Genomic DNA, 21,035 nt, shown 5'->3' with positions numbered 1-21,035 from the left:
ACAGCAGGGCGGCGCCGTAGTGTCGGCCGATCAGAATCTCGGCGCCGAGCTGGCCTGACGGGCCGGGCAGCAGATGATCGCGAGCATGAGTGTGCCGGCAACGGTGACCGTGCGCAGCCGCACCCGGTAGGGCTCGTTCCGGCCGAACAGCGCTGTCATGGCGCCGAAGGCCGCGTAGGCGGCCCAGTCGAGCTGGCCGGTGAGCACGAGAACGGTGAGTGGCAGCGCGGCGGCGACCGCTGCCCGGGTGGCGACCTCGAACTGGAAGGAGCGCAGGTTGAGCGCCCACTGCCTCAAGGATTCGGGCTGGCGCAAGGAATCGGGCTGGCGCAGGGATTCGGGCTGGCCCGGTTCCGGCCCTGGCGCGGGTTGAACGGGGTGCTCGCTAGATCTTTTCGATCGGGGCGATCTTGATCAACAGCTTTTTGGCGCCCGCAGTGTCGAACTGCACGTGCGCGATGCGCTTGGTACCTTCGCCGGTGACCTGGTTGACCCGGCCCTCGCCGAAGTCGTGGTGGCGAATGCGGTCACCCGCCTGAAGCTCGAGGCCACCGTTGTCGCGCACCGTTCCGGTGATCTTGTTCGCCCACTCCGTCTTCGGCTTGCCGGGCGGCAGACCGACCGGTTGTTTGCTGGTGCCGTAGCTGCTGCGCCCGCCGTAACCATCGTTCGAGCCGGTGCCCAGTGAATTACCGAACCCACCGAAGCCACCGTCGCGTCGCGCATTGAGGGCTCGCGGCTGGGTGCCACCACGGGAATTGGCCATGCCCGGCGACTGCTTCCAGTCGATCAGGTCGGCCGGAATCTCCTGTAGGTATCGACTCGGCATGGCCACGTTGATGTCGCCGAACTGAGCGCGGGTCATGGCGAGGGAGAGGTAAAGCCGTTTGCGGGCGCGGGTGATGCCCACGTAGAACAGGCGGCGTTCCTCGGCCGGGCCGCCGGGCTCGTTCGCCGACATCTGGTGCGGAAGCAGCCCCTCTTCCACTCCGGTGAGGAACACTGCCTCGTATTCGAGGCCCTTCGCGGTGTGCAGGGTCATCAGGGATACGGTTCCCGAGGCATCGTCGAGGTCGTCGGCGGCGGCCACGAGTGACACCTGGGTGAGAAAGTCGACGAGACCGCCGTCGGGGTTCTCCTTGTTGAAGTCCTTGGTCTGGGCCACGAGCTCTTCGATGTTCTCGGCGCGCACCTCGTCTTGCGGATCGCGGCTGTTTCGTAAGCCGGCGAGCAGCCCGCTGCCGTTCAACAGAAATTCGAGCACTTCGGAGACGTTGGCACCGCCGACCGGCACGCCGTCGTCGGTGACCGAGGTCGGTACCAGCATGAGCGCGGCGGCATCGAGCAGTTCGGCGAGTTTGAGGATGGCGCCGGTCACCTTGGGGCCGAGGCCGAGCGCGGCGGAATTGCGCATGGCTTGGCGAAAGGTGAGTTCGTTGTCGTCGGCGAAGCTCGACAGACCGGTTTCGGTGGCCGGGCCGATGCCGCGCTTCGGGGTGTTGAGGATGCGGCGCAGGGCGAGTTCGTCGACCGGGTTGGCGACGGCGATGAGGTAGGCCAGGGCGTCCTTGATCTCGGCCCGCTCGTAGAACTTGGTGCCGCCGACCACCCGGTAGGGGGTCGCGGAGCGCACCAGGATTTCTTCGAGCGCTCGGGTCTGGGCGTTGGTGCGGTAGAACACGGCCATGTCTCGGTAGGCCATGCCGGCCGCGTGCAGCACCTGGATTTCGTCGGAGACGAACTGGGCTTCGTCGTGCCCGGAGTAGGCGGTGAAGCCGACGATCTTCTCGCCGTCGCCGCCGGCGCTCCACAATTTCTTGTCTGTACGGTCGAAGTTGTGGCCGATCACGGCGTTCGCCGCCGAGAGAATATTCTGGGTCGACCGGTAGTTCTGCTCGAGCAGAATCACCCTAGCGCCCGGGTAGTCCCGCTCGAACCCGCTGATGTTGCGGGTGTCGGCGCCACGGAAGGCGTAGATCGATTGGTCGGAATCACCGACCACGGTGAGTGACGCCCCGGGGATGGCGCCGGACGCGTCGCGCAGGTTGCGCACGTGCACGCCGTCGTCTTCCATCTCCTGGGCGAGCTCGGGCGTGACCGGTCGGGTGAGCTCGTGCACGAGGGCGTACTGGGCGTGGTTGGTGTCCTGGTATTCGTCGACCAGCAGGTGCCGAAAGCGGCGCCGGTAGAGCGCGGCGACCTTGGGAAAAGCACGGAACAGGTAGACCGTCTCGCCGATGAGGTCGTCGAAGTCGAGCGCGCTCGCTGCGCGCAGTCGGGCCTGGTACTGCCGAAAAATCTCGACGAACATGACCTCCTGCGGGTCGCTCATGTTGGCGTTGCGCGCATAGGAATCGGCATCGGCGAGCTCGTTCTTGAGCTTGGAGATCTTGGCGCCCGCTGACCCCGGCGTGAATCCGTAGGTATCGGCGTCGAGGCCCTTGATGATGCGCTTGAGCGTGACCTTGGTGTCGGCCGAGTCGTAGATGCTGAACGTGCTGGACAGGCCGATCTTTTCGGCTTCGCGGCGCAGGATGCGCACGCAGGAGGAGTGGAAGGTGCTGATCCACATGCCGTCTGAGCCCTGCCCGAGGATGGCGTGCACCCGCTCGCGCATCTCGGCGGCGGCCTTATTGGTAAAGGTAATCGCGAGAATCTGGCTCGGCCAGGCATCGCGGGTTTCGAGCAGGCTCGCGACGCGACGGGTGAGCACACTGGTCTTGCCCGACCCGGCGCCAGCGATGATGAGCAAGGCCTGGCCGCGGTATTCCACGGCCTCTTTCTGCTGCGGGTTGAGCCCGTCAAGCAAGGGACTCTGCTGCGTACCGCCCGGGCCTGCATACCCATTGGAATCGAGAATGATCGGCGTGGCCGAGCGGCCGGTGGTGACGGGTGCGGATTCCGCGTTCAGAGGTGTGGTCATGTCGGTTTCCAGTGTAGGCGAGGCCCCTGACACGAGGCCGGGATGACGCCCACGGGTCAGCGCCGCTCGTCGCGCACGTGCACGGCCAGATCGGGGTGGTCGGCGAACACCCCGTCGACGCCCGAGTCGAAAATCAGGCGAAACTCGGATTGCCAGTGGCCGAAATCCGCCTTTCGGGTGCCGCTCTGAAAGGTTGTCTCCAGAAACTTGTTCTCCGGGCGCAAAGTCCAGCAGTAGACCTCCAGTCCGGCGGCGTGCGCATCCTCGACCAGAGCGGAGGCCCCGATCACGTCACCCGCGTCATCCGTTTTGAGGATGAGCGACTTGGGAACGCTGATGCCGTCCACCCCGATGTCACTCGTGGCCGTGCTCGAGCCCATGCTGCTGCGGGAGCCGCCGGCCGAGCGGCCCGCCGCCAGGCTCGAGAGCCCGCCAGCGGTGAGGTGGGCGGCGTAGCTGAGCGCACCGGCCCCGTACTCGGCGAGTTGGTCGGCCGGGTGCCCCTGGTCTTCGAGCAGAAAGATGCGTTTGCCACGCACGCCCTGGGCCCGAACCTGCGCGAGCACGCTCGGTTCGAAGCTCTCCACGGTGAGCCGGTCGGTGTTCCAGCCTGCGGCGGAGACCTCGGCGGCGAACAGCTCGGGCAGTGGCAGGTCGAGGCTCGCGAAGTAGTTGCTGTGCTTGATTTCGGCCACGATACCGAGCACCCGGTCGGTGTGTTCGGCTGCGTCATCGACCAGGTCGAACAGGTCGCGCAGGCGCAGGATCGGCTGTTGGTCGTCGAAGGTGGTGTTGCCCTGCCGCAGGGCGGGCAGTCGTTCCCTGGCCCGCAGGGTGCGCAGTTCGTCCCAGGTGAAGTCCTCGGTGAACCAGCCGGTGACGAGCGTTCCGTCGATGTGTTTCTCGGTGCGGCGAGCGGAGAATTCGGCGCGGGTGGCGACATCCGTTGTGCCGGAGATCTCGTTTTCGTGGCGGATCACCAGCACCCCGTCGCGGGTGGCGACGAGGTCGGGTTCGACCGCGTCGGCGCCGAGGCCGAAGGCGAGGTCGAATGCGCTGCGGGTGTGCTCGGGCCGGTGCCCGCTCGCCCCGCGGTGGCCAATCACGATCGGTTGCATGGTTTCAGGCTAACAACGGGGCCAGAACGGATGCTGGGGGCCGGCATCCGCTCACAGCGAAATGGGTGCGAAACACCGCCTGCAATGCTGCAAATCGGCTGATCCCCTGCACATTCGCACGTGCTCTCGGGTACCGTGGAGGAAGTGCCGCACCAGGCGCACCCAAACTCCACCAGCTGATTGTGAGTACAGCAACACATGGCATCCTCCAACCCCGCTTTCTCCCGCAACGAGGCGTTCGGCCCTCGCGGCGCAGTGGCGTCGTCGCAGGCCCTCTCGGACAACGATCTGCAGTCGATGTACAACCGGCCCTCGGCCGGTGCGCAGGACACCGAACGCATGACCTACGAAGACACCATCACCAAGACCGGCCTCGGCTTCGCGCTGCTGCTCGTCGCGGCAATGATCTCCTGGGTTGCTACCCCGGTGCTCCCGTTCCTGTTCATTCTGGGTGCCATCGCCGGTTTCGTGCTCGGTCTGGTCAACACCTTCAAGAAGGAGCCGTCCGCTCCGCTCATTCTCGCCTTCGCCGGGGCCCAGGGCCTGTTCGTCGGCGGCATCTCGCGGTTCTTCGAGGACCTCTACGGGGGCGTCGTGATGCAGGCGGTTCTCGCCACCCTCGTAGTCGTCGGTGTCACGCTCGCCCTGTTCAAGAGCGGCAAGATCCGCGCCTCGAAGAAGGCCACCAAGATCTTCCTGGTCGCCATGATCGGCTACGCCGCGTTCTCGCTGATCAACTTCGGCATGATGCTGTTCGGCGCCACCGACCAGGCCTTCGGCATGCGCAGCCAGAGCATTAGCATTCTCGGCTTCGACATCAAGCTCGGCATCCTCATCGGCCTGCTCGCTGTACTCCTGGCCGCGTACTCGCTCGTGCTCGACTTCGACTTCATCCAGAAGGGCGTCAACAACCGCCTGCCGCGCAAGTACGGCTGGACCGGCGCGTTCGGCATCATCATGACCGTCGTCTGGCTCTACGTCGAAATGCTGCGCATCTTCGTGCTGACCCGCGAGTAGCGGCATCCGCTTGATCAGGCGCCCTCGTTATTTCGGAACGGGGGCGCTTTTTCGTACCCCACGCACGCCACACTGTGGTTGGCTTAAGCAATGAGTTTCACTGACCTGCACGCGCTGGCTCCCCTCGAATCCACCGGCGTGAACGCCACGTTCGGCTACATCGGCAGCGGCATCGTACTCCTCGGGCTCGCCTGGGTGGTCCTGCTCGCCATCCGCCGCTACCTCAAAGCGCCCAAAGACTGACTAAACGGATGCCCGCGCCGGGGTCATCCCATGTGCGCCCCCAATATCGGCAGTCGCTACGCCGGTTACCGTAGCGGTCACCCGTTTCGGGCGCGGCCACGGGCAAACCTGGGTCGATGCAGGGAGAAACCGCGTTTCGGGGTCCTGGCGACGATGACGGCCGCGATCGAGCCGAGCACGATGACGATTCCCGCGATCTGAATCGGGGCAAGGTGCTCTCCGGCGATCGCCCAGCCGAGCACGATGGCCACGACGGGGCTCAGCAGGCCGAGGAATGCGATGGTGCTCGCGGGCAGGCGCGCAATGCCGTGGAACCAGGCGACGTAGGCGAATGCCGTGCCGGCCACAGCGAGGTACGCGTAGCCGGCGAGGTTGGCCACGGTCAACGGCGTGGTCGGAAGGCCTTCGAGCAGGAGCAAAACGGGCAGCAGGCTGAGCCCGCCCGCGATGAGCTGCCACGAGGTCGTCGCCAGCAGCGGCGCCGGCTGCCCCCACTTCTTGGAGAGCACGATGCCCGAGGCCATGCAGACCGTGCCGCCGACAGCGGCCAGGATCCCGATAGCGTCAAGCCTCGCCTGCGATTGGAGCACGATGAGGCTGACGCCGAAGGCACCGGTCGCGCCGCTCGCCAGAACGCGTCCGGTCATCCTCTCGTGCAGCACGCGACTGGCGAGCAATGCGACCACGAGCGGCTGCAGGCCTCCGACGATGGCGGCCACTCCGCCAGGGAGCCGGTAGGCCGCGATGAAGAGCAGCGCGAAGAACGCCCCGATGTTGAGCACGCCGAGCACCCAGGACTTCCACCACCATTCGCCGCGCGGCAATCGGCGGCAGAGCACCAGGAGCAGCAGCCCTGCGGGGAGCGCGCGCAGGAATGCCGCGAGCAGCGGCCGATCCGCGGGCAGCAACGCCGTCGTCGTCAGATAGGTGGTTCCCCAAAGAACGGGAGCCAGGGCGGTGGTCGCCAACAGAAGGAATCGGTTGCTAAGCACTTAGCTATTATAGCTAAGTGCTTAGCAATTGATAGTGTGGAACCATGTCAGACCAGGTCGATCGAATCCTCGAGCAGTGGAGCACCGAGAAGCCCGACCTGGATGTCTCCCCGATGGCCGTCATCGGCCGCTTGAGTCGCACCGCTCTGGCCGTCGAGTCCCGCCTGGCCGCGACCTTTGCGCGGTACGGCCTGGACGCATCCTCTTTCGACGTGCTCGCGACGCTGCTGCGGAGCGGTGCGCCCTACCGGATCTCCCCGGCGGCACTGGCCCGCGATGCGATGATCTCGACGAGCGCGGTGGCCCAGCGCCTGAACAAACTTCAGACGCGAGGTTTGGTCAGCCGGGAGGCGAACCCCGACGATGGCCGCGGTACCCTGGTCGCGCTGACGGATGCCGGTAAGCGGCTCATCGACGCCGCCCTGGCCCCGCACGTCGAGACCGAGCGAACCATCACCCAGATTCTTTCTGACGACGAACAATCGCTTCTGGTGGGGCTGCTGCAGAGGATCAACGCTGCGGCAACCCACGGACTGAACGAATCAGCGCAGCGAACGCAGGTAGCGCCGGCAAACGATGAGTTGAGCGACCCGAAGTAGTGGGTAGAGGGCGCGCCACGGCTGCTGCGGGGCCGCCCGCGTCAGCGATCGCACCGTGAGATGCACTTCGTTGCCGTGGCGGTGCACGATGAACGCCTCCTCGCCACTGACCGGATGCCCGGGCAGCGTTCGATAGGCGAACCCGACCCGGTTCGGCTCGTCGACGACAGAAACGACCTCCACCGGTTCGACGACGGTCAGCGCGATCAGGCGTGCCGTGACGATTACCCGGTCGCCGGGCGACACCGGCGCCGCCGAATCCACGGCAAACCCGCTCGCCGTCTTCACCCGCCAGCGCAGCACATCCCCGGCGGCGCGCTCCCACACCGCGTCACCGCTGCCCACGACCGCTGACACTTCCGAGCGCCGGAATTTCGGATCGCTCGCCGGCCAGTCGTGAAGTTCAGGGCTGGTCATGATTCTCCTTCGCGCCGAGCCTTAGGGTGTGGGTCATCTGCCCAGTCAATCGCAACGGCGACGGTTTCAGTCCGGGGTTCGCCCGCAGCGCACCGCGTGAATCCCTGCGTAGACTCGGGTTATGTCGCTCGGTCGCCCATTTCGAGCGCTGTGGGCATCGAGTGCCTCCTCGAATCTCGCTGACGGAGTCGCGTTCATCTCGATGCCGCTTCTCGCGGTGTCGCTCACCGACGATCCGCGGTTGGTCGCGGGTCTGGCCACGACGTACGCCCTGGTGCGGCTCCTGGTCGCGCTGCCCATCGGGGTATGGGTCGATCGAGTCGATCGGCGCACGCTGCTGATCGGCGCGAACCTCATCCGTGGGTTGGCGGTGCTCGCCCTGGCTGTCTCCGTGCAGTTGGACCTCGCAACGTTGCCGCTGCTCTACGCGGCGTTTGCGGTCGTCGGAACGCTGGAGAGCGCGGCGGACAACGCATCCGTTTCGCTCTTGCCCGGGGTCGTACCGGTCACGCAGCTGGATCGCGCCAATGGTCGCATTTCAGCCGCGCAGCTGATCGCCGATGAGTTCGCCGGACCGCCGCTGGGTGGACTGCTGTTTGCCGCCCTGGCCGCCGCTCCCCTGTATCTCATGGGCGGGCTGTGGGCTGCGGCCGGGATTCTCGCCCTGGCGCTGCCGAGCCGGCGGCTCGGTGGGTCGAGCCCCGACCTCACCCTGCGCCAGCCCATTTTTCGCGAGGCGATCGAGGGTGCGCGATGGCTCGCGGGCAACCGCGCGGTTGGCGGGCTGGCGCTGATCGGCGCGCTTGCCAGTGTGGGCTACATGCTCCCCTTCTCGATCCTCGTGCTGTTCGCCGGGCAACGCCTCGCCCTCGATGCCCTCGGTTACGGGGTGATCCTGGCCGTTTCAGCGCTCGGCGGATTGGTCGGTTCGTTCTCGACAGCACGAGTCGTTGGCACGATGGGCTACCGGCGCACGATTATTGCGAGCCTCGTCACGGGGGCGGCAGCACTGTTCGCGCTGTCGATCGCCACCAACGGAGTTGTTGCCGCTGTGTTTCTCGCGGTCTACATCCTGCACGCCGTGGTCTGGGGAATCTGCGCCACCTCCCTCCGGCAACGACTCGTGCCCGACGCCCTGCGCGGACGGGTGAACGCGGCGTCCCGCGTGCTCAGCCTGCTCGGGCTGGCGCTCGGTTCGGCGCTCGGCGGCCTGCTGGCTGTGGTTGGCCTTGCACTGCCGATCGCCGTCGGTGGCGGAGTCTTCGTGTGTTGTGCGGTGCTGGCTGTCATCGTGCTTCCCCGCGATCCTGCCCCTGATCATCCAATGCCAGTCAGGCCCGGTGACAACACCCCCCGGATCATCAATGACTGGGGGCAATAACCATGCCGGGCCTAACAGGCCAACACCCTTCAGAAGCAAAGCTTCAAGGGCTACCTACAAGGTAACGGGGGCTTGGCGCCCGCAATCGCAAGAGATATTGGCGGCAGACGTACACACGGGAGTAGCGCTGACGAAGCTCATCCTCGAGTTCGAAGCGCGCGTGCATGAAGGCGTGCACGGGTGTGGACAGTCCAGCGGGAGACTCAAATCCGTCGTCCCCGCTCGCTGACTCCTTGTAGACGTGCAGGTAGCGATAGTTCTCCGCGAATCCTGCCGAGGTGTACCAGTCGTTTGCACTCGCGGTTTCTCGCGTCCAGGCATCGAGCGACGTGACTCGCTCCGGCAGCCGCTGTACGGCATGCCGTAGGAGCTTTGAGGCGATTCCGTGGCGTTGAGCATCCGGATGCACGGCTATTGAGTCGATCGTCGCGGTGTCGCCGTCGATCTCGACGTCGATCAGTCCAACGACGACGTCGCCCCTGCAGGCAACTAATTCCACACGAGCACTCGCAAATGTTGTCTTGCAAATTTTGACCTCGTCATAGTAATCGGTGTCAAAAAAACTCAACAAGCGGCAGGTGAGCCAGCTTCGTTCGTCGGAAGTGCGGTAGTCCCGTATCTGTAGCATCGTGTCCCTGATCGTTGAAAAATTCGGTGCTCAATCGCGCGGAATGCACGAGAGCGCGGAACAATCAGGAGCGGAACATGATTCGACTGTACTGCGCGCCGCTCTGCCAAGGCAACCGCATCGCGGTGGAAGGAGTATGAGCGCACCCGTTTCGGGCGCGACCACGAGCGGATGCCGGCGCCGGGCACACAAAAAGGGCCGACTCTCGCGAGCCGACCCTTTTTACTGCGCGATCACTCCCACTCGATGGTTCCCGGCGGCTTGCTCGTCACATCGAGCACGACGCGGTTCACGCCGTCGACCTCGTTGGTGATGCGGTTCGAAATCTTGGCGAGCAGGTCGTAGGGCAGGCGAGTCCAGTCGGCGGTCATGGCATCCTCTGAAGACACCGGGCGCAACACGATCGGGTGACCGTAGGTGCGGCCGTCGCCCTGCACGCCCACCGAGCGCACATCGGCCAGCAGCACGACCGGGCACTGCCAGATCTCGCGGTCGAGGCCGGCGGCGGTCAGTTCGAAGCGAACGATCGCATCCGCTTGACGCAGCAGGTCGAGGCGTTCCTGGGTGATCGAGCCGACGATGCGAATTCCCAGGCCGGGGCCGGGAAACGGCTGGCGCTGCACAATTTCGGCCGGCAGTCCAAGCTCGGCGCCGATCGCGCGCACTTCGTCTTTGAACAGGGTGCGCAGCGGTTCGACCAGTTCGAACTTGAGGTCGTCGGGCAGGCCGCCCACGTTGTGGTGGCTCTTGATGTTGGCGGTGCCACTGCCGCCGCCGGATTCGACGACGTCGGGGTAGAGCGTGCCCTGCACGAGGAAGCGGATCGGGTCGCCGTCGATTTCCTTGGCTTCTTCGATAAGTTCGGCCTGGGCCTGCTCGAAGGTGCGAATGAACTCGCGGCCGATGATCTTGCGCTTGGTCTCAGGGTCGCTCACACCTTCGAGGGCCACGAGGAACTGCTCACGCACGTCCACGGTGACCAGGCGGATGCCCGTGGCCTTGACGTAGTCTTCCTCAACCTGGCGGCGCTCGTCCTGGCGCAGCAGGCCGTGGTCGACGAACACGCAGACCAGCTGGTCGCCGATCGCCTTGTGCACGAGGGCGGCGGCGACGGCGGAGTCGACTCCGCCGGACAGGCCGCAGATGACCTTGCCGGTGCCGACCTGGGCGCGAATCTTCGCGACCTGCTCGGCGATGACGTTGCCGCTGTTCCAGTCGGGGTTGATGCCGGCGGCGCGGTGCAGAAAGTTCTCGAGCACGTGCTGCCCGTTTTCGGAGTGCTTGACCTCGGGGTGCCACTGCACGCCGTAGAGGCGCCTGGCGTCGTTGGCGAACGCGGCGACAGGGGTCGAGACCGACGAGGCGAGCACGGTGAAGCCCGCCGGCGCCGTGGCAACCGAGTCGCCGTGGCTCATCCACACGGTCTGGTTGCCCGGCTGGTTTGCCAGCAGCACGTTGTCGCCGTTGCTCACGGTGACCGGGGTCGAGCCGTATTCGCGGGCGCCGGTGTGGGCGACGGTGCCGCCGAGAGCGGTCGCCATCACCTGGAAGCCGTAGCAGATGCCGAGCACGGGCACGCCGAGCTCGAAGATCGCGGCGTCGAAGGCGGGCGCACCACCGGCGTAGACGCTTGACGGGCCCCCGCTCAGAACGATTCCGCGCGGGTTCTTGGCGAGAACTTCGGCGGCGGTGATCGTGTGCGGCACGATTTCCGAATAAACGGATGCCTCCCGCACGCGCCGCGCGATCAGCTGCGCGTACTGCGCACCGAAATCGACCACGAGAACGGGGCGATCGAGGCCTGAGTCGGCGACCGCAGCTGAATCGGCGCGTGAGGCATCCGCTGATGCTGTGTCGACGACACTCACGAACGCACCTCGGCGGCCTTTTTCGCTTCGAGCTGCTCGAGGGAACGTTTGACGCGGCGGGTCATGGGGCCTTCCAGGAAGAACGAGAGCGTGGGGATGATGCCGCCGAGCGCAATCAGCACGAAGAGCGGGAACGGCCAGCGCATGAGACTCCACAGCCGGAAGTCGGCGAACAGGTAGAGCACGTAGAACCAGCCGTGCACGATCAGGATGATCGTGCTCAGGTTGATTGCGGCGACCGTGTCGCGCGGCACGAAGGCGAGAAAGCCATCGGCGCCGTTCATTTCGAGTTCGTAACCGAGAATGAACTTGGCATAGACCTCGGCGCAGAGCAGCAGCAGAAAGACACCGGTGATGATGGACGACACCTGGTAGAGCCGAAGCGCACCGGGGATTCGGGAAATATCGGCGGGCTTGGGATCAAGTGGCATGGGGTAATTCTATGCGCCAGCGCTGGGAGTGCTTGCAGAGACCAATTCGAGCTCGGCCTCTTCCTGCTCGCGCTCCAGCGCGTCGCGCACCAGACGATACCAGAGGAACACGGCGAATCCGGCGAAGACGACCCACTCGATGGCATAGAAGATGTTCAGCCAGTTGAGCGACTGATCAACTTCGGGCACCGGGGAGTCGATTTTGTCGAGTCCGCCCGGGGCTTCGGCGGCGACGATATACGCGGAATACACGGACTCGTCGGTGAAATCAGCCCACAAATTGATCAAAGCGGATGGCGCCACCTTGGTCAGTTCCATTGAGTCACCCTGCGGGTCGGGCAGCTCGGGTGCCTCGCCGGTGAGGAAGCGCCCGGTCAGGGTAACCGGGGTGTTTTCCGGTTCCGTTTGCAGCGCATCGATGACAGCCTGGGCGCTGACCTTATCGGGGGCCCAGCCGCGCGCGACGGCGATACTGGCGGCAGCATCCGTTTGAAAATGGCTGACCACCCAGAACCCTTCGACGCCGCCGTTGAAGCGTGTCGAGATGAGCGTGTCGTCACCGGGCACCCAGGTGCCTTCGGTGCTGACCATTTGGCCGGTCGCGATCTGCGTCACTCCCCCGTCGGGCTGCGCCACCTCGGCGAGAGGCTTGACCTGTTCGGTGCTGCGCTCCACCACCACGCCGGATTCGATGGCGCGCTCGAGCTGCCAGTGCCCGAGCAGGGCGAACGCCGCGGCAACGCCGAGGGCAAGCAGCAGTGCAGCGACCCAGCGGGGGCGCACCATCATTCTGATCACGAATAGTCACCTGTGTGAGTTTCTCGCCCGGGTTTGCGTGCCGGCCGGTCGGCCGCGTCGTCGGGTTCTGGGGAATGCTGACCGAGCGCGAAATCAGCCATGGAATCTACATCTGAATGCGAGCGTTTCGCTCTGGCAACCGTATCTTCCGCCGGTTGGGAATTAGCCGAGTCGCGTTTGGCCGTACGGCGGGTGAACTCGTCGGCATCGGCCGCCTGGGCGGCGGTCGCCGCCTCGACCAGCGCGATCTCTTCGTCGAGCATGGGGTTGCGCGGTGCGCGCGGCGCAACAGATGCCGGCACCCGACGACGCAGCGCCGATCCGATCTTCTCGGAATTCGCCGCGAACAGCGGGCCGAGTATGGCCATCGATAACACGTAGAGCCCGGCGAACGGTTGCAGCCGCGGATCCAGCCCGGCCGACACCGACAGCGTTGCCAAAATGAGCGTGAACTCGCCGCGGTTGACAAAGATCGCGGCGGTGTTCAGTGCTTCGCGTGGCCCCATCTTGTGCAGCCAGGCCAGCAGTGCCCCAGACAGCAGACTGAGTACGAAGGTCATCACGATGGCGATCAGCACGACTCCGATCACCGACCCGAACTGGGCTACGTCGAGGGCGAGTCCGAAGTTGAGAAAGAAGAATGCCGCGAAGATGTCGCGGAGGGGCACGGCGACGCGTTCGATTCTGGCGCGATAGCTGCTCGCGCCGAGCACGACGCCGATCAGGAACGCGCCGATCGCATCCGTCACGCCGATGATCTCGCCGATGCCGGCGAACAGCACCACGAGCCCGAAGAACAAAATGGTGAACAGTTCGTCGTCTTTGGTGCGCATCAGGCGCGAGACGACGCGGCCGCCCCAGCGGGCGAGCGAGAACATGGCCACCAGAAACAGGAACGCGATGGAGAGCTGCAGCACGATCGGCCAGATCTCGGTTTCACCGCTCAGCACGACCGAGACGATGGAGAGGTAGATGGCGATGAAGATGTCGCCGACGACCGTCACGCCGAGGATCATCGGGGTCTCTTTGTTAGCCAGGCGGCGCAGTTCGATGAGCAGTTTGGTAATGATGGCGCTCGAGGAGGTTCCGGTCATGCCGGCAATGACGAGGGCTTCGCGGGGGCCCCAGCCCACGAGCAGGCCGAAGATGAAGCCGGCGCCCATGTTGATGAGCACCCAGGATCCGCCGGAGATGATCAGAGTCTTGGCGTTGCCGAAGAATTCTTCCTGGTCGAATTCGAGGCCGAGGCTGAAGAGCAGCAGGATCAGGCCGAACACGGCGATGAGTTCAATGTCGCCGGACTGAAAGTCGAGGGGGAAGAAGTCGGTGTTCGGGCTCGCGAGAACGCCCACGATCATATAGATCGGGATGGTGGGGAGCCCGATCATTTTGCCCAGGCGGCCAAGAACGTAGGCGACGACGAGCAGGATGCCGAGAACGAGGAGGTCTTCGCCCAGGTGCATCGGTTATCCCCCGGGTGGAGCGTCGACGGTTTTCGCCTTCACTTCACCGGTGCGGAAGAACGCGAAGGCCTTGACGACCTTTTCCGGCGAGCCAGCGACGACGAGGGTGTCGCCGGGAAAGACCTTGAAGTCGGCGGCCGGTGCCGGGTTGGCGGATTCTCCGCGCACGACGGCCACCACGGTGAGTCCGGCGATACCGCGATCGGCCGGGTTGCCAAGCGCCTGGCCGGCGATGTGGTCTTCGTAGTCGACGGTGAACCAGTCGATGCTGAGGCCGGGAATCTGGTCGAGGGCGCTGAGCGACTCGGTGATCTGGGTGCCGCCGAGCAGCTCGGCGAGGGTGTGCGCCTCGTCTTCGTTGAGCCGAAGCGAGACCTTGCTCGCGTCGGGGCCGCCCTCGTCGTCAGCAAAGGTAATGAGGTCGCTGTGGCCGGAACGGTGGGCGATGACGCCGACCTTGCCACCGTCATCCGTTATGAAGGTGTGCAGCACACCCACGCCGGGAAGTTTGACCCGCCGAACATCAACCATTGTCATGACTCCTGAGGTTTAGGGGCAGTGCGCTCATTCTACCGGAGCTGCTTTTTTCCGCCGCGCGCGGGTTCGTGCCGACGACATGCGTCGCGCGCCCGGTTTCGCCGACTGAAGCGACGAGTTCTCCCGACTGGGTTTTGCGCGGCGCCGTCAGCAATCAGCGCTACACGACCGCCGCAGAACTGACGCGACTGAACGCGCAGTCCCCGGCGCTGGGCCGACCGGACGCCACCGTGGCCTCGCTCATTCCGATCACGAAATCGAACGCGTGGTGGGAACTGGCCCAGGACGAACGACGAGCCATCTTTGAGGAGACGAGTCATCATATCCGCCGCGCCATGGACTATCTGCCGGCCGTGGCCAGGAAGCTGCATCACTGTCGCGACCTGGGCGGACCGTTTGATTTTCTGACCTGGTTCGAGTTCGCCCCATCAACGCGGCCGCATTCGACGATCTACTGGCTGAGCTGCGGGGGACGACGGAATGGACCTTTGTCGAGCGCGAGGTCGAGGTGCGCGTGACCCGAGGACCCCGGTAGCGCACCCGGTCGGCGGCGCCTGCGGCGCGCGCTAGTTCGTGACCACGATGTCGGGGGCCTCGAGGCGCACCCGGTCGGCGGATTCGTCGTTCGGCTCCTCCTGCGAGGCCCGCTCGGCGGCGACCCGGGTGAGATAGAAGCCGACCTCCCGGTCGATGCGCCCCTGGTCCCAGCCGAGCACGTCAGCCATGAGAGCTGCGGCGACCGGCGCGGCCGACACCCCGCGGTCCCAGGCCTCGATCGAGATGCGGGTGCGGCGCGCCAGCACGTCCTCGAGGTGCAGGGCACCCTCGTGCGACGCCGCGTAGACGACCTCGGCACCGATGTAGTCATCGGCGCCGGGCAGCGGCTCGGCGAGCGCCGGGTTCGCCTTGATCAGGTCGAGCAACTCGTCGGTGAGGGTGCCGTACCGGTTGAGCAGGTGTTCGACCCGCACGGTGTGCAGTCCGAACGCCCTGGCGATCTTGCCGCGCTTGTTCCAGGCGGCCTGATAACCCTCGGCGCCCAGCAAGGGGATGTCCTGGGTCGCCGACGCGGGAATGCGACCGTCGAGAGCCGACGCCGCGGCATCCACTGCGTCCTTGGCCATGATGCGGTAGGTGGTCCACTTGCCGCCGGCGATGACGACGAGGCCGGGAACGGAGTGCCCGACGAGGTGCTCACGGGACAGCTTGGAGGTCTGGTCGCTCTCGCCGGCCAGCAGCGGACGCAGCCCGGCGTAGACGCCCTCAACGTCTTCGCGGGTGAGCGGAACGCTCAGCACCTCGTTGATGTGCTCGAGAATGTAGTCGATATCCGCCGCCGTAGCAGCGGGGTGCGCCTTGTCGAGGTGCCAATCGGTGTCGGTCGTTCCGATGAGCCAGTGCCGGCCCCACGGGATGACGAAAAGTACGCTCTTCTCGGTGCGCAGCAGCAGTCCCATGGCGCTCTGGAACCGGTCGCGCGGCACGACGAGGTGCACGCCCTTCGAGGCCCGCACCTTGAAGGTGCCGCGTTCGCCGACCATGCGCTGGGTGTCGTCGGTCCAGACGCCGGTCGCGTTCACGACCTGCTTGGCCCGCACGTCGAAGTGTTCGTCGGTCTGCAGGTCGTGGGCGCGCACGCCGACGACGCGCTCCCCCACCTTGATGAAGCCCTCGACCCGCACCCGGCTGGCCGCGTGGGCTCCGTAGAACGAGGCGGTGCGCACGAGCGAAGACACGTAGCGGGCGTCATCGACCTGGGCGTCGTAGTACGTGATGCCGCCGACCAGGGCGTCATTGGCGAGGCTCGGAATGAGCTTCTGCACCTGGCTCTTGGACAGGTGGCGGTGGTGCGGCACTCCGGGCGGACGACCGCCGGTGTAGGAGAAGATGTCGTAGAGCAGCATGCCGGCCCCGATGTAGAAACGTTCGGTGAAGCGTTTCTTGAGCGGGTACAGAAACCGCACCGGCTTCACGAGGTGTGGTGCGATGCGCTGCAGCAGCAGCCCTCGTTCGGTGAGCGCTTCGCGAACGAGACGAAAGTCGAGCTGCTCCAGATAGCGAATACCGCCGTGCACGAGCTTCGAAGACCGGCTCGACGTGCCCGACGCCCAGTCCCGGGCTTCCAGAATGCCCACGCTCAAACCACGCGTGACGGCATCAAGGGCTGCGCCGGCACCGACGATGCCGCCGCCGACAACGAGAATGTCGAGTTCCTTGTCTTTGAGCTTGGCGAGAGCGGCGATCCGCTCCTCAGGCCCCATTTTTGTGGATCGGGTGACCGAATTGTGGGACGTCATTGCTACTCCTGTTCAGACTCAATGTTCAAGACGAGAGGTCAGGGCGTGCTGCGACAACAGTATTGAGGGTTATTTACGAAAAGTTCCGCTATCTTCGACGCTAGTTCACTCGGTACGGCGCGACAACCACTTCAACCCGTTGAAATTCTTTGAGATCGGAGTAGCCGGTGGTCGCCATCGACCGACGCAGCGCGCCGATGAGGTTGGCGGTGCCGTCGGCCACCGGTGCCGGGCCGTAGAGAATCTCCTCGAGCGGGGCCACTGTGCCCACCTGCACGCGCTTGCCGCGCGGCAGTTGCGGGTGGTGAGCCTCGGCGCCCCAGTGGAATCCGCCGCCGGGAGCATCCGTTGCCCGGGCCAGTGCGGTGCCGAGCATGACAGCGTCGGCGCCACAGGCGACGGCCTTGACGATGTCGCCCGAGGTCCCGAGGCCGCCGTCGGCGATGACGTGCACGTAGCGCCCGCCGGACTCGTCCATGTAGTCGCGACGCGCGCCGGCGACATCCGCTACCGCGGTCGCCATCGGGGCGTGGATACCGAGGGTCGTGCGGGTGGTCGACGCGGCTCCCCCACCGAAACCGACCAGAACACCCGCGGCGCCGGTGCGCATGAGGTGCAGGGCAGCCGTGTAGGTGGCCGCGCCGCCGACGATGACGGGAACGTCGAGTTCGTAGATGAACTTCTTGAGGTTGAGCGGTTCCTGGTTCTGCGACACGTGCTCGGCCGACACTGTCGTGCCGCGAATCACGAACAGGTCAACACCGGCGGCGACGACGGTTTCGTAGAGTTCCTGGGTGCGCTGGGGCGAAAGGGCACCGGCCACGGTGACGCCGCCCGTCCGAATCTCAGCGAGACGTGCGGTGACGAGCTCGGGCTGGATCGGAGCGGAGTACATCTCCTGCATGCGCGCGGTCGCCTTATCGGCGGGCAGGCTGCGAATTTCGGCGAGTAGCGGCTCCGGGTTTTCGTGCCGGGTCCACAGGCCTTCGAGGTCGAGCACGCCGACGCCGCCGAGCTGGCCCATCATGATAGCTGTGGTCGGCGAGACGACGGAGTCCATCGGGGCGGCGAGCACGGGAATGGCGAACTGGTAGGCGTCGATGGTCCAGCCGACCGACACGTCCTCCGGGTCGCGGGTGCGCCGGCTCGGCACCACCGCGATGTCGTCGAAGGCATATACGCGGCGAGCGCGCTTGGAACGGCCAATCTCGATTTCCATGGTTCCAGTTTAGAGGGAACCCCCGACATCCTCTTTTCAAGCGGATGCCGGACCCTCCCTACCGACGGTAGTTCGGGGCCTCGACCACGATTTGCACGTCGTGCGGATGCGACTCCTTGAGCCCGGCGGGCGTAATGCGCACGAACTTGCCCTTTTGTTTGAGCTCGGCGATGGTGCGGGCGCCCACATAGAACATGGACTGACGCAGGCCACCGACGAGCTGATAGGCCACAGCGGCGAGGGGACCGCGGAACGGAACTTGGCCCTCGATACCCTCTGGGATGAGCTTCTCGTCACTGGGAACGTCGTTCTGAAAGTAGCGGTCCTTCGAGTACGACGTCTTGGTGCCGCGGGTCTGCAGAGCGCCGAGCGAACCCATGCCGCGATACGTTTTGAACTGTTTGCCGTTGACGAACACGAGTTCGCCTGGACTTTCGGTGCAACCCGCGAGCAGGGAGCCGAGCATGACGGTGTCGGCACCGGCCACGAGGGCCTTGGCGATGTCACCGGAATACTGCAGTCCGCCATCGGCGATGACCGGAATGCCGGTTTCGCGAGCGGCGAGGGACGCCTGGTAGACCGCGGTGATCTGGGGAACTCCCACACCGGCCACGATGCGCGTGGTGCAGATGGAGCCGGGGCCCACGCCCACCTTGATGGCGTCGGCGCCCGCGTCGATGAGAGCCTGGGCGCCGGAGCGGGTGGCCACGTTTCCACCGATCACGTCGACGTCGGCGAAGGCCTTATCGGCCTTCAGCCGACGAATGATGTCGAGCACCCCGGCGCTGTCGCCATTGGCGGTGTCGACCACGAGCACGTCAACGCCCGATTCGAGCAGGGCGGTCGCGCGCTGCCAGGCGTCGCCGAAGAAGCCGATGGCCGCGCCGACGCGCAGGCGTCCGGCGTCGTCCTTGGTGGCGAGGGGATATTCCTCGCTCTTGTCGAAGTCCTTCACGGTGATCAGGCCGGTGAGCTTGCCGTTGGCGTCGATCAGCGGGAGCTTCTCAATCTTGTGCTTGGCGAAGATGGCGAGGGCGTCTTCGGGCGCCATGCCGACCTTGCCGGTGATCAGCGGCGAGGTCGTCATGACCTCGCGCACCCGGGTGAGGGCCTTCTTGGCGTACGGCACGAAGCGCATGTCACGGTTGGTGATGATGCCCACCAGAATGCCGTCACCGTCGATGACGGGCAGCCCGCTGACGCGGAACTGGCCGCACAGGGCGTCGACTTCGGCCACGGTGGCGTCGGGCGAGGTGGTGACCGGATTGGTGATCATCCCAGATTCGCTGCGCTTGACCAGGTCGACCTGCTCGGCCTGGTCGCCGATCGAGAGGTTGCGGTGCAGAATGCCGAGGCCCCCCTCGCGGGCCATGGCGATCGCCATGCGCGTCTCTGTGACGGTGTCCATGGCGCTGGAGAGCAGCGGCAGCGACACGTCGATTCGCCGGGTCAGGCGGGATTTGGTGACCGCCTCGCTCGGAATGACATCGGTGTGCCCCGGCAGGAGCAGCACGTCGTCGTAGGTGAGCCCGGTGAATCCGAACGGATCTGGCTGATCCATGAAACCCCTTACCTGTAGCTGAAAAACAGAAAATTAACCGGAAAGTCACGAAAATTAACCGGTCCTCCAATGTTAAGCGTGTTTGGGTTCATCACATTCCGCACACCATTGTCAACACGGTGCGGTGTTTCGAAACTTATAGGACATAATCGGCAAATACTCTCAACAGAGAAGTTGGCAGTAGTCACCCGGCGCCCGCCCGGTTACCCGTCGGTCGGCACCAACATGGAGGTCCCGTGCACCCCACACATACGGCTCAAAGATACATACCCAGGATGCTCGCCATCCTGTTTGTGACGCTGCTAGCAGCCTTCACCATGGCCACATTCTCGGCAGGCAGCGCGCAGGCCGATGCGGTCGGTACGGAATACAACTTCACTATCTCCGGCAACGTGCAGTTCAACGGCAAGGCCCTCGACAAGGTGGCCATCGCCGTTGACGGCAACGGCTACCAGGCCAATACCGTGACGGACGCCGAGGGTAAGTGGGCCATCGGAGTTCCCGAAAAGGGAACCTACAAGGTAACTCTCGATGAGGGAACCCTGCCCAAGGGCGTTATCGTCGCCAAGGGTGGCAATGTCATCGACGCGGAGTTCGGACTCACCGACCGCCGCTCGGTGAACTTTTTCCTCGGTGAGGGCACCCGCAACACTGTCAGCTTCTTCGACCAGTTCGTCAACCGGTTTGTCAACGGCCTCAACTTTGGCCTACTGCTGGCCCTCGCGGCGATCGGAGTGTCGCTGATCTTCGGAACCACCGGGCTGAGCAACTTCGCCCACGCGGAGATGATCACGTTTGGCGCGTTGATGACCTTGGTCTTCTCGGTGCAGTTGGGCCTGCCGATCTGGCTCGCCATTCTGATTGCCATTCTGCTCAGCGGCGCTCTCGGGTTCGGCCTCGATGCGGTGATCTGGAAACCGTTGCGCCGCAAGGGCGTGGCGGTAATTCCGCTCATGATCGTGAGCATCGGGCTCTCCCTCGCACTGCGCTATCTCTACCAGTACTTCTTCGGCGGCAGCACCAGCCAGCTGCCGGGTGCCGGCATGGCCGACCTCAAGTTCGGCGCGATCTCACTCTCCCCGATCGACCTCGCCAGCATGAGTATCAGCATCGTCGTGCTGCTGGCCGTGGCCTACTTTCTGCTGCGAACCCGCATCGGCAAGGCCACCCGCGCCGTCTCCGACAACCCCAGCTTGGCGTCGGCGAGCGGCATCGACGTCGACCATGTCATCCGCATCGTCTGGGTGGTCGGGGCCGCACTCGCCGGACTTAGCGGCGTTCTCTGGGCCTACTTCCGCCCCGGCGTCAGCTGGGACATGGGCTTTCAGATGTTGTTGCTGGTCTTTGCCGCTGTGACCCTCGGCGGTCTCGGCACGGCGTTCGGAGCCCTCGTCGGCTCCCTCATCGTCGGCCTCTTCGTTGAACTGTCAACGCTGTGGCTCCCGTCCGACCTGAAAGTGGTCGGCGCCCTTGTTGTTTTGATCTTGGTGCTGCTGTTTCGACCGCAAGGCATTTTGGGTCGCAAAGAGAGAATTGGTTAGGG

At 65.1% G+C, this 21,035-nt stretch carries 20 protein-coding genes; 6 read left to right on the top strand and 14 right to left on the bottom strand.

The features are described from left to right. Nucleotides 1–30: 30 nt before the first annotated feature. From CXY78_RS12090 to CXY78_RS12080, 3 genes are all read right to left on the bottom strand, one after another. A complete protein-coding gene (locus CXY78_RS12090) occupies nucleotides 31–297 on the bottom strand; it encodes a hypothetical protein (RefSeq protein WP_092339336.1) in 267 nt (88 codons plus the stop codon). A gap of 88 nt (nucleotides 298–385) precedes the next feature. Then, nucleotides 386–2,923 (bottom strand): ATP-dependent helicase, encoded by a 2,538-nt coding sequence (locus CXY78_RS12085; protein WP_104089527.1) that lies wholly within the window; start codon nucleotides 2,921–2,923, stop codon nucleotides 386–388. 56 nt (nucleotides 2,924–2,979) lie between these two features. Further along, nucleotides 2,980–4,041 carry a glycerophosphodiester phosphodiesterase family protein gene (locus tag CXY78_RS12080; protein ID WP_092339340.1) on the bottom strand — a complete coding sequence of 354 codons (1,062 nt, stop codon included), beginning with the start codon at nucleotides 4,039–4,041 and terminating at the stop codon, nucleotides 2,980–2,982. Between the two features lie 198 nt (nucleotides 4,042–4,239). Between CXY78_RS12080 and CXY78_RS12075 the strand changes: the two genes are divergently transcribed. Together CXY78_RS12075 and CXY78_RS21055 are read left to right on the top strand one after the other, a co-directional pair. After that, nucleotides 4,240–5,058, top strand: coding sequence for a Bax inhibitor-1/YccA family protein (locus tag CXY78_RS12075; protein WP_092339342.1), 819 nt, complete (start codon nucleotides 4,240–4,242; stop codon nucleotides 5,056–5,058). A 90-nt stretch (nucleotides 5,059–5,148) separates the two neighbouring features. Continuing rightward, on the top strand, nucleotides 5,149–5,301 hold the full coding sequence (locus tag CXY78_RS21055; RefSeq protein ID WP_158253314.1) for a hypothetical protein: 153 nt from the start codon (nucleotides 5,149–5,151) through the stop codon (nucleotides 5,299–5,301). A gap of 77 nt (nucleotides 5,302–5,378) precedes the next feature. Here CXY78_RS21055 and CXY78_RS12070 read toward each other — a convergent pair whose 3' ends face one another. Beyond that, the gene (locus CXY78_RS12070; protein WP_104089525.1) at nucleotides 5,379–6,293 is read right to left on the bottom strand and encodes a DMT family transporter; all 915 of its coding nucleotides are present in this window, start codon (nucleotides 6,291–6,293) and stop codon (nucleotides 5,379–5,381) included. 44 nt (nucleotides 6,294–6,337) lie between these two features. On the opposite strand from CXY78_RS12070, the gene CXY78_RS12065 reads away from it, so the two are divergent. Then, complete coding sequence (locus tag CXY78_RS12065) at nucleotides 6,338–6,892, top strand: MarR family winged helix-turn-helix transcriptional regulator (RefSeq protein WP_104089524.1); 555 nt, start codon at nucleotides 6,338–6,340, stop codon at nucleotides 6,890–6,892. Here CXY78_RS12065 and CXY78_RS12060 read toward each other — a convergent pair. Beyond that, nucleotides 6,836–7,309, bottom strand: a complete 474-nt coding sequence (locus tag CXY78_RS12060) for a DUF1990 family protein (protein WP_104089522.1) — start codon at nucleotides 7,307–7,309, stop codon at nucleotides 6,836–6,838. The two genes, CXY78_RS12065 and CXY78_RS12060, sit on opposite strands and share 57 nt — an antisense overlap. A gap of 121 nt (nucleotides 7,310–7,430) precedes the next feature. Between CXY78_RS12060 and CXY78_RS12055 the strand changes: the two genes are divergently transcribed. Beyond that, nucleotides 7,431–8,690, top strand: coding sequence for an MFS transporter (locus CXY78_RS12055; protein WP_104089521.1), 1,260 nt, complete (start codon nucleotides 7,431–7,433; stop codon nucleotides 8,688–8,690). Nucleotides 8,691–8,733: 43 nt separating this feature from the next. On the opposite strand, the gene CXY78_RS12050 is transcribed toward CXY78_RS12055, so the two are convergent. The 6 genes from CXY78_RS12050 to CXY78_RS12025 all read right to left on the bottom strand — a co-directional run bounded on the left by CXY78_RS12050 (nucleotide 8,734) and on the right by CXY78_RS12025 (nucleotide 14,415). After that, nucleotides 8,734–9,318 carry a GNAT family N-acetyltransferase gene (locus tag CXY78_RS12050; RefSeq protein ID WP_104089519.1) on the bottom strand — a complete coding sequence of 195 codons (585 nt, stop codon included), beginning with the start codon at nucleotides 9,316–9,318 and terminating at the stop codon, nucleotides 8,734–8,736. A 233-nt stretch (nucleotides 9,319–9,551) separates the two neighbouring features. Next, nucleotides 9,552–11,099 (bottom strand): glutamine-hydrolyzing GMP synthase, encoded by a 1,548-nt coding sequence (gene guaA, locus CXY78_RS12045; protein WP_233206191.1) that lies wholly within the window; start codon nucleotides 11,097–11,099, stop codon nucleotides 9,552–9,554. A gap of 83 nt (nucleotides 11,100–11,182) precedes the next feature. Beyond that, nucleotides 11,183–11,617: a DUF3817 domain-containing protein gene (locus tag CXY78_RS12040; RefSeq protein WP_092339358.1), complete on the bottom strand. Its 435-nt coding sequence runs from the start codon at nucleotides 11,615–11,617 to the stop codon at nucleotides 11,183–11,185. A 9-nt stretch (nucleotides 11,618–11,626) separates the two neighbouring features. Then, complete coding sequence (locus tag CXY78_RS12035; RefSeq protein ID WP_092339360.1) at nucleotides 11,627–12,406, bottom strand: SURF1 family protein; 780 nt, start codon at nucleotides 12,404–12,406, stop codon at nucleotides 11,627–11,629. Between the two features lie 5 nt (nucleotides 12,407–12,411). Then, the gene (locus CXY78_RS12030) at nucleotides 12,412–13,878 is read right to left on the bottom strand and encodes a cation:proton antiporter (protein WP_092339362.1); all 1,467 of its coding nucleotides are present in this window, start codon (nucleotides 13,876–13,878) and stop codon (nucleotides 12,412–12,414) included. A gap of 3 nt (nucleotides 13,879–13,881) precedes the next feature. Then, complete coding sequence (locus CXY78_RS12025) at nucleotides 13,882–14,415, bottom strand: cation:proton antiporter regulatory subunit (RefSeq protein ID WP_233193339.1); 534 nt, start codon at nucleotides 14,413–14,415, stop codon at nucleotides 13,882–13,884. Between the two features lie 134 nt (nucleotides 14,416–14,549). On the opposite strand from CXY78_RS12025, the gene CXY78_RS20775 reads away from it, so the two are divergent. Further along, nucleotides 14,550–14,933 carry a chlorite dismutase family protein gene (locus CXY78_RS20775; RefSeq protein ID WP_233197344.1) on the top strand — a complete coding sequence of 128 codons (384 nt, stop codon included), beginning with the start codon at nucleotides 14,550–14,552 and terminating at the stop codon, nucleotides 14,931–14,933. A 48-nt stretch (nucleotides 14,934–14,981) separates the two neighbouring features. Here CXY78_RS20775 and CXY78_RS12015 read toward each other — a convergent pair whose 3' ends face one another. From CXY78_RS12015 to guaB, 3 genes are all read right to left on the bottom strand, one after another. Continuing rightward, nucleotides 14,982–16,712: a glycerol-3-phosphate dehydrogenase/oxidase gene (locus tag CXY78_RS12015; RefSeq protein WP_104089516.1), complete on the bottom strand. Its 1,731-nt coding sequence runs from the start codon at nucleotides 16,710–16,712 to the stop codon at nucleotides 14,982–14,984. Nucleotides 16,713–16,812: 100 nt separating this feature from the next. After that, nucleotides 16,813–17,931 (bottom strand): GuaB3 family IMP dehydrogenase-related protein, encoded by a 1,119-nt coding sequence (locus tag CXY78_RS12010; protein WP_092339366.1) that lies wholly within the window; start codon nucleotides 17,929–17,931, stop codon nucleotides 16,813–16,815. A 58-nt stretch (nucleotides 17,932–17,989) separates the two neighbouring features. Beyond that, on the bottom strand, nucleotides 17,990–19,492 hold the full coding sequence (gene guaB, locus CXY78_RS12005; protein ID WP_092339368.1) for an IMP dehydrogenase: 1,503 nt from the start codon (nucleotides 19,490–19,492) through the stop codon (nucleotides 17,990–17,992). 275 nt (nucleotides 19,493–19,767) lie between these two features. Between guaB and CXY78_RS12000 the strand changes: the two genes are divergently transcribed. Beyond that, on the top strand, nucleotides 19,768–21,033 hold the full coding sequence (locus tag CXY78_RS12000; protein ID WP_092339370.1) for a branched-chain amino acid ABC transporter permease: 1,266 nt from the start codon (nucleotides 19,768–19,770) through the stop codon (nucleotides 21,031–21,033). The last annotated feature ends 2 nt before the right edge of the window (nucleotides 21,034–21,035 follow it).

The organism is Cryobacterium sp. N19, from assembly GCF_002929595.1.
In the GTDB taxonomy this organism is placed as follows: domain Bacteria; phylum Actinomycetota; class Actinomycetes; order Actinomycetales; family Microbacteriaceae; genus Cryobacterium; species Cryobacterium flavum.
The sequence above is the reverse complement of the archived record's forward strand: the minus strand, read 5'-3'. Positions and strand labels throughout refer to the sequence as shown.

Excerpts from the sequence above, each read along its gene's own strand:
- CXY78_RS12060 (WP_104089522.1), bottom strand. The coding sequence starts at position 7,309 with ATGACCAGCCCTGAACTTCACGACTGGCCGGCGAGCGATCCGAAATTC.
- CXY78_RS12025 (WP_233193339.1), bottom strand. The coding sequence starts at position 14,415 with ATGACAATGGTTGATGTTCGGCGGGTCAAACTTCCCGGCGTGGGTGTG.
- CXY78_RS12030 (WP_092339362.1), bottom strand. The coding sequence starts at position 13,878 with ATGCACCTGGGCGAAGACCTCCTCGTTCTCGGCATCCTGCTCGTCGTC.
- CXY78_RS12000 (WP_092339370.1), top strand. The coding sequence starts at position 19,768 with ATGCTCGCCATCCTGTTTGTGACGCTGCTAGCAGCCTTCACCATGGCC.
- guaB (WP_092339368.1), bottom strand. The coding sequence starts at position 19,492 with ATGGATCAGCCAGATCCGTTCGGATTCACCGGGCTCACCTACGACGAC.
- CXY78_RS12075 (WP_092339342.1), top strand. The coding sequence starts at position 4,240 with ATGGCATCCTCCAACCCCGCTTTCTCCCGCAACGAGGCGTTCGGCCCT.
- CXY78_RS12015 (WP_104089516.1), bottom strand. The coding sequence starts at position 16,712 with ATGACGTCCCACAATTCGGTCACCCGATCCACAAAAATGGGGCCTGAG.
- CXY78_RS12085 (WP_104089527.1), bottom strand. The coding sequence starts at position 2,923 with ATGACCACACCTCTGAACGCGGAATCCGCACCCGTCACCACCGGCCGC.
- CXY78_RS12065 (WP_104089524.1), top strand. The coding sequence starts at position 6,338 with ATGTCAGACCAGGTCGATCGAATCCTCGAGCAGTGGAGCACCGAGAAG.
- CXY78_RS12050 (WP_104089519.1), bottom strand. The coding sequence starts at position 9,318 with ATGCTACAGATACGGGACTACCGCACTTCCGACGAACGAAGCTGGCTC.
- CXY78_RS12035 (WP_092339360.1), bottom strand. The coding sequence starts at position 12,406 with ATGATGGTGCGCCCCCGCTGGGTCGCTGCACTGCTGCTTGCCCTCGGC.
- CXY78_RS12055 (WP_104089521.1), top strand. The coding sequence starts at position 7,431 with ATGTCGCTCGGTCGCCCATTTCGAGCGCTGTGGGCATCGAGTGCCTCC.
- CXY78_RS12080 (WP_092339340.1), bottom strand. The coding sequence starts at position 4,041 with ATGCAACCGATCGTGATTGGCCACCGCGGGGCGAGCGGGCACCGGCCC.
- CXY78_RS12010 (WP_092339366.1), bottom strand. The coding sequence starts at position 17,931 with ATGGAAATCGAGATTGGCCGTTCCAAGCGCGCTCGCCGCGTATATGCC.
- CXY78_RS12040 (WP_092339358.1), bottom strand. The coding sequence starts at position 11,617 with ATGCCACTTGATCCCAAGCCCGCCGATATTTCCCGAATCCCCGGTGCG.
- CXY78_RS21055 (WP_158253314.1), top strand. The coding sequence starts at position 5,149 with ATGAGTTTCACTGACCTGCACGCGCTGGCTCCCCTCGAATCCACCGGC.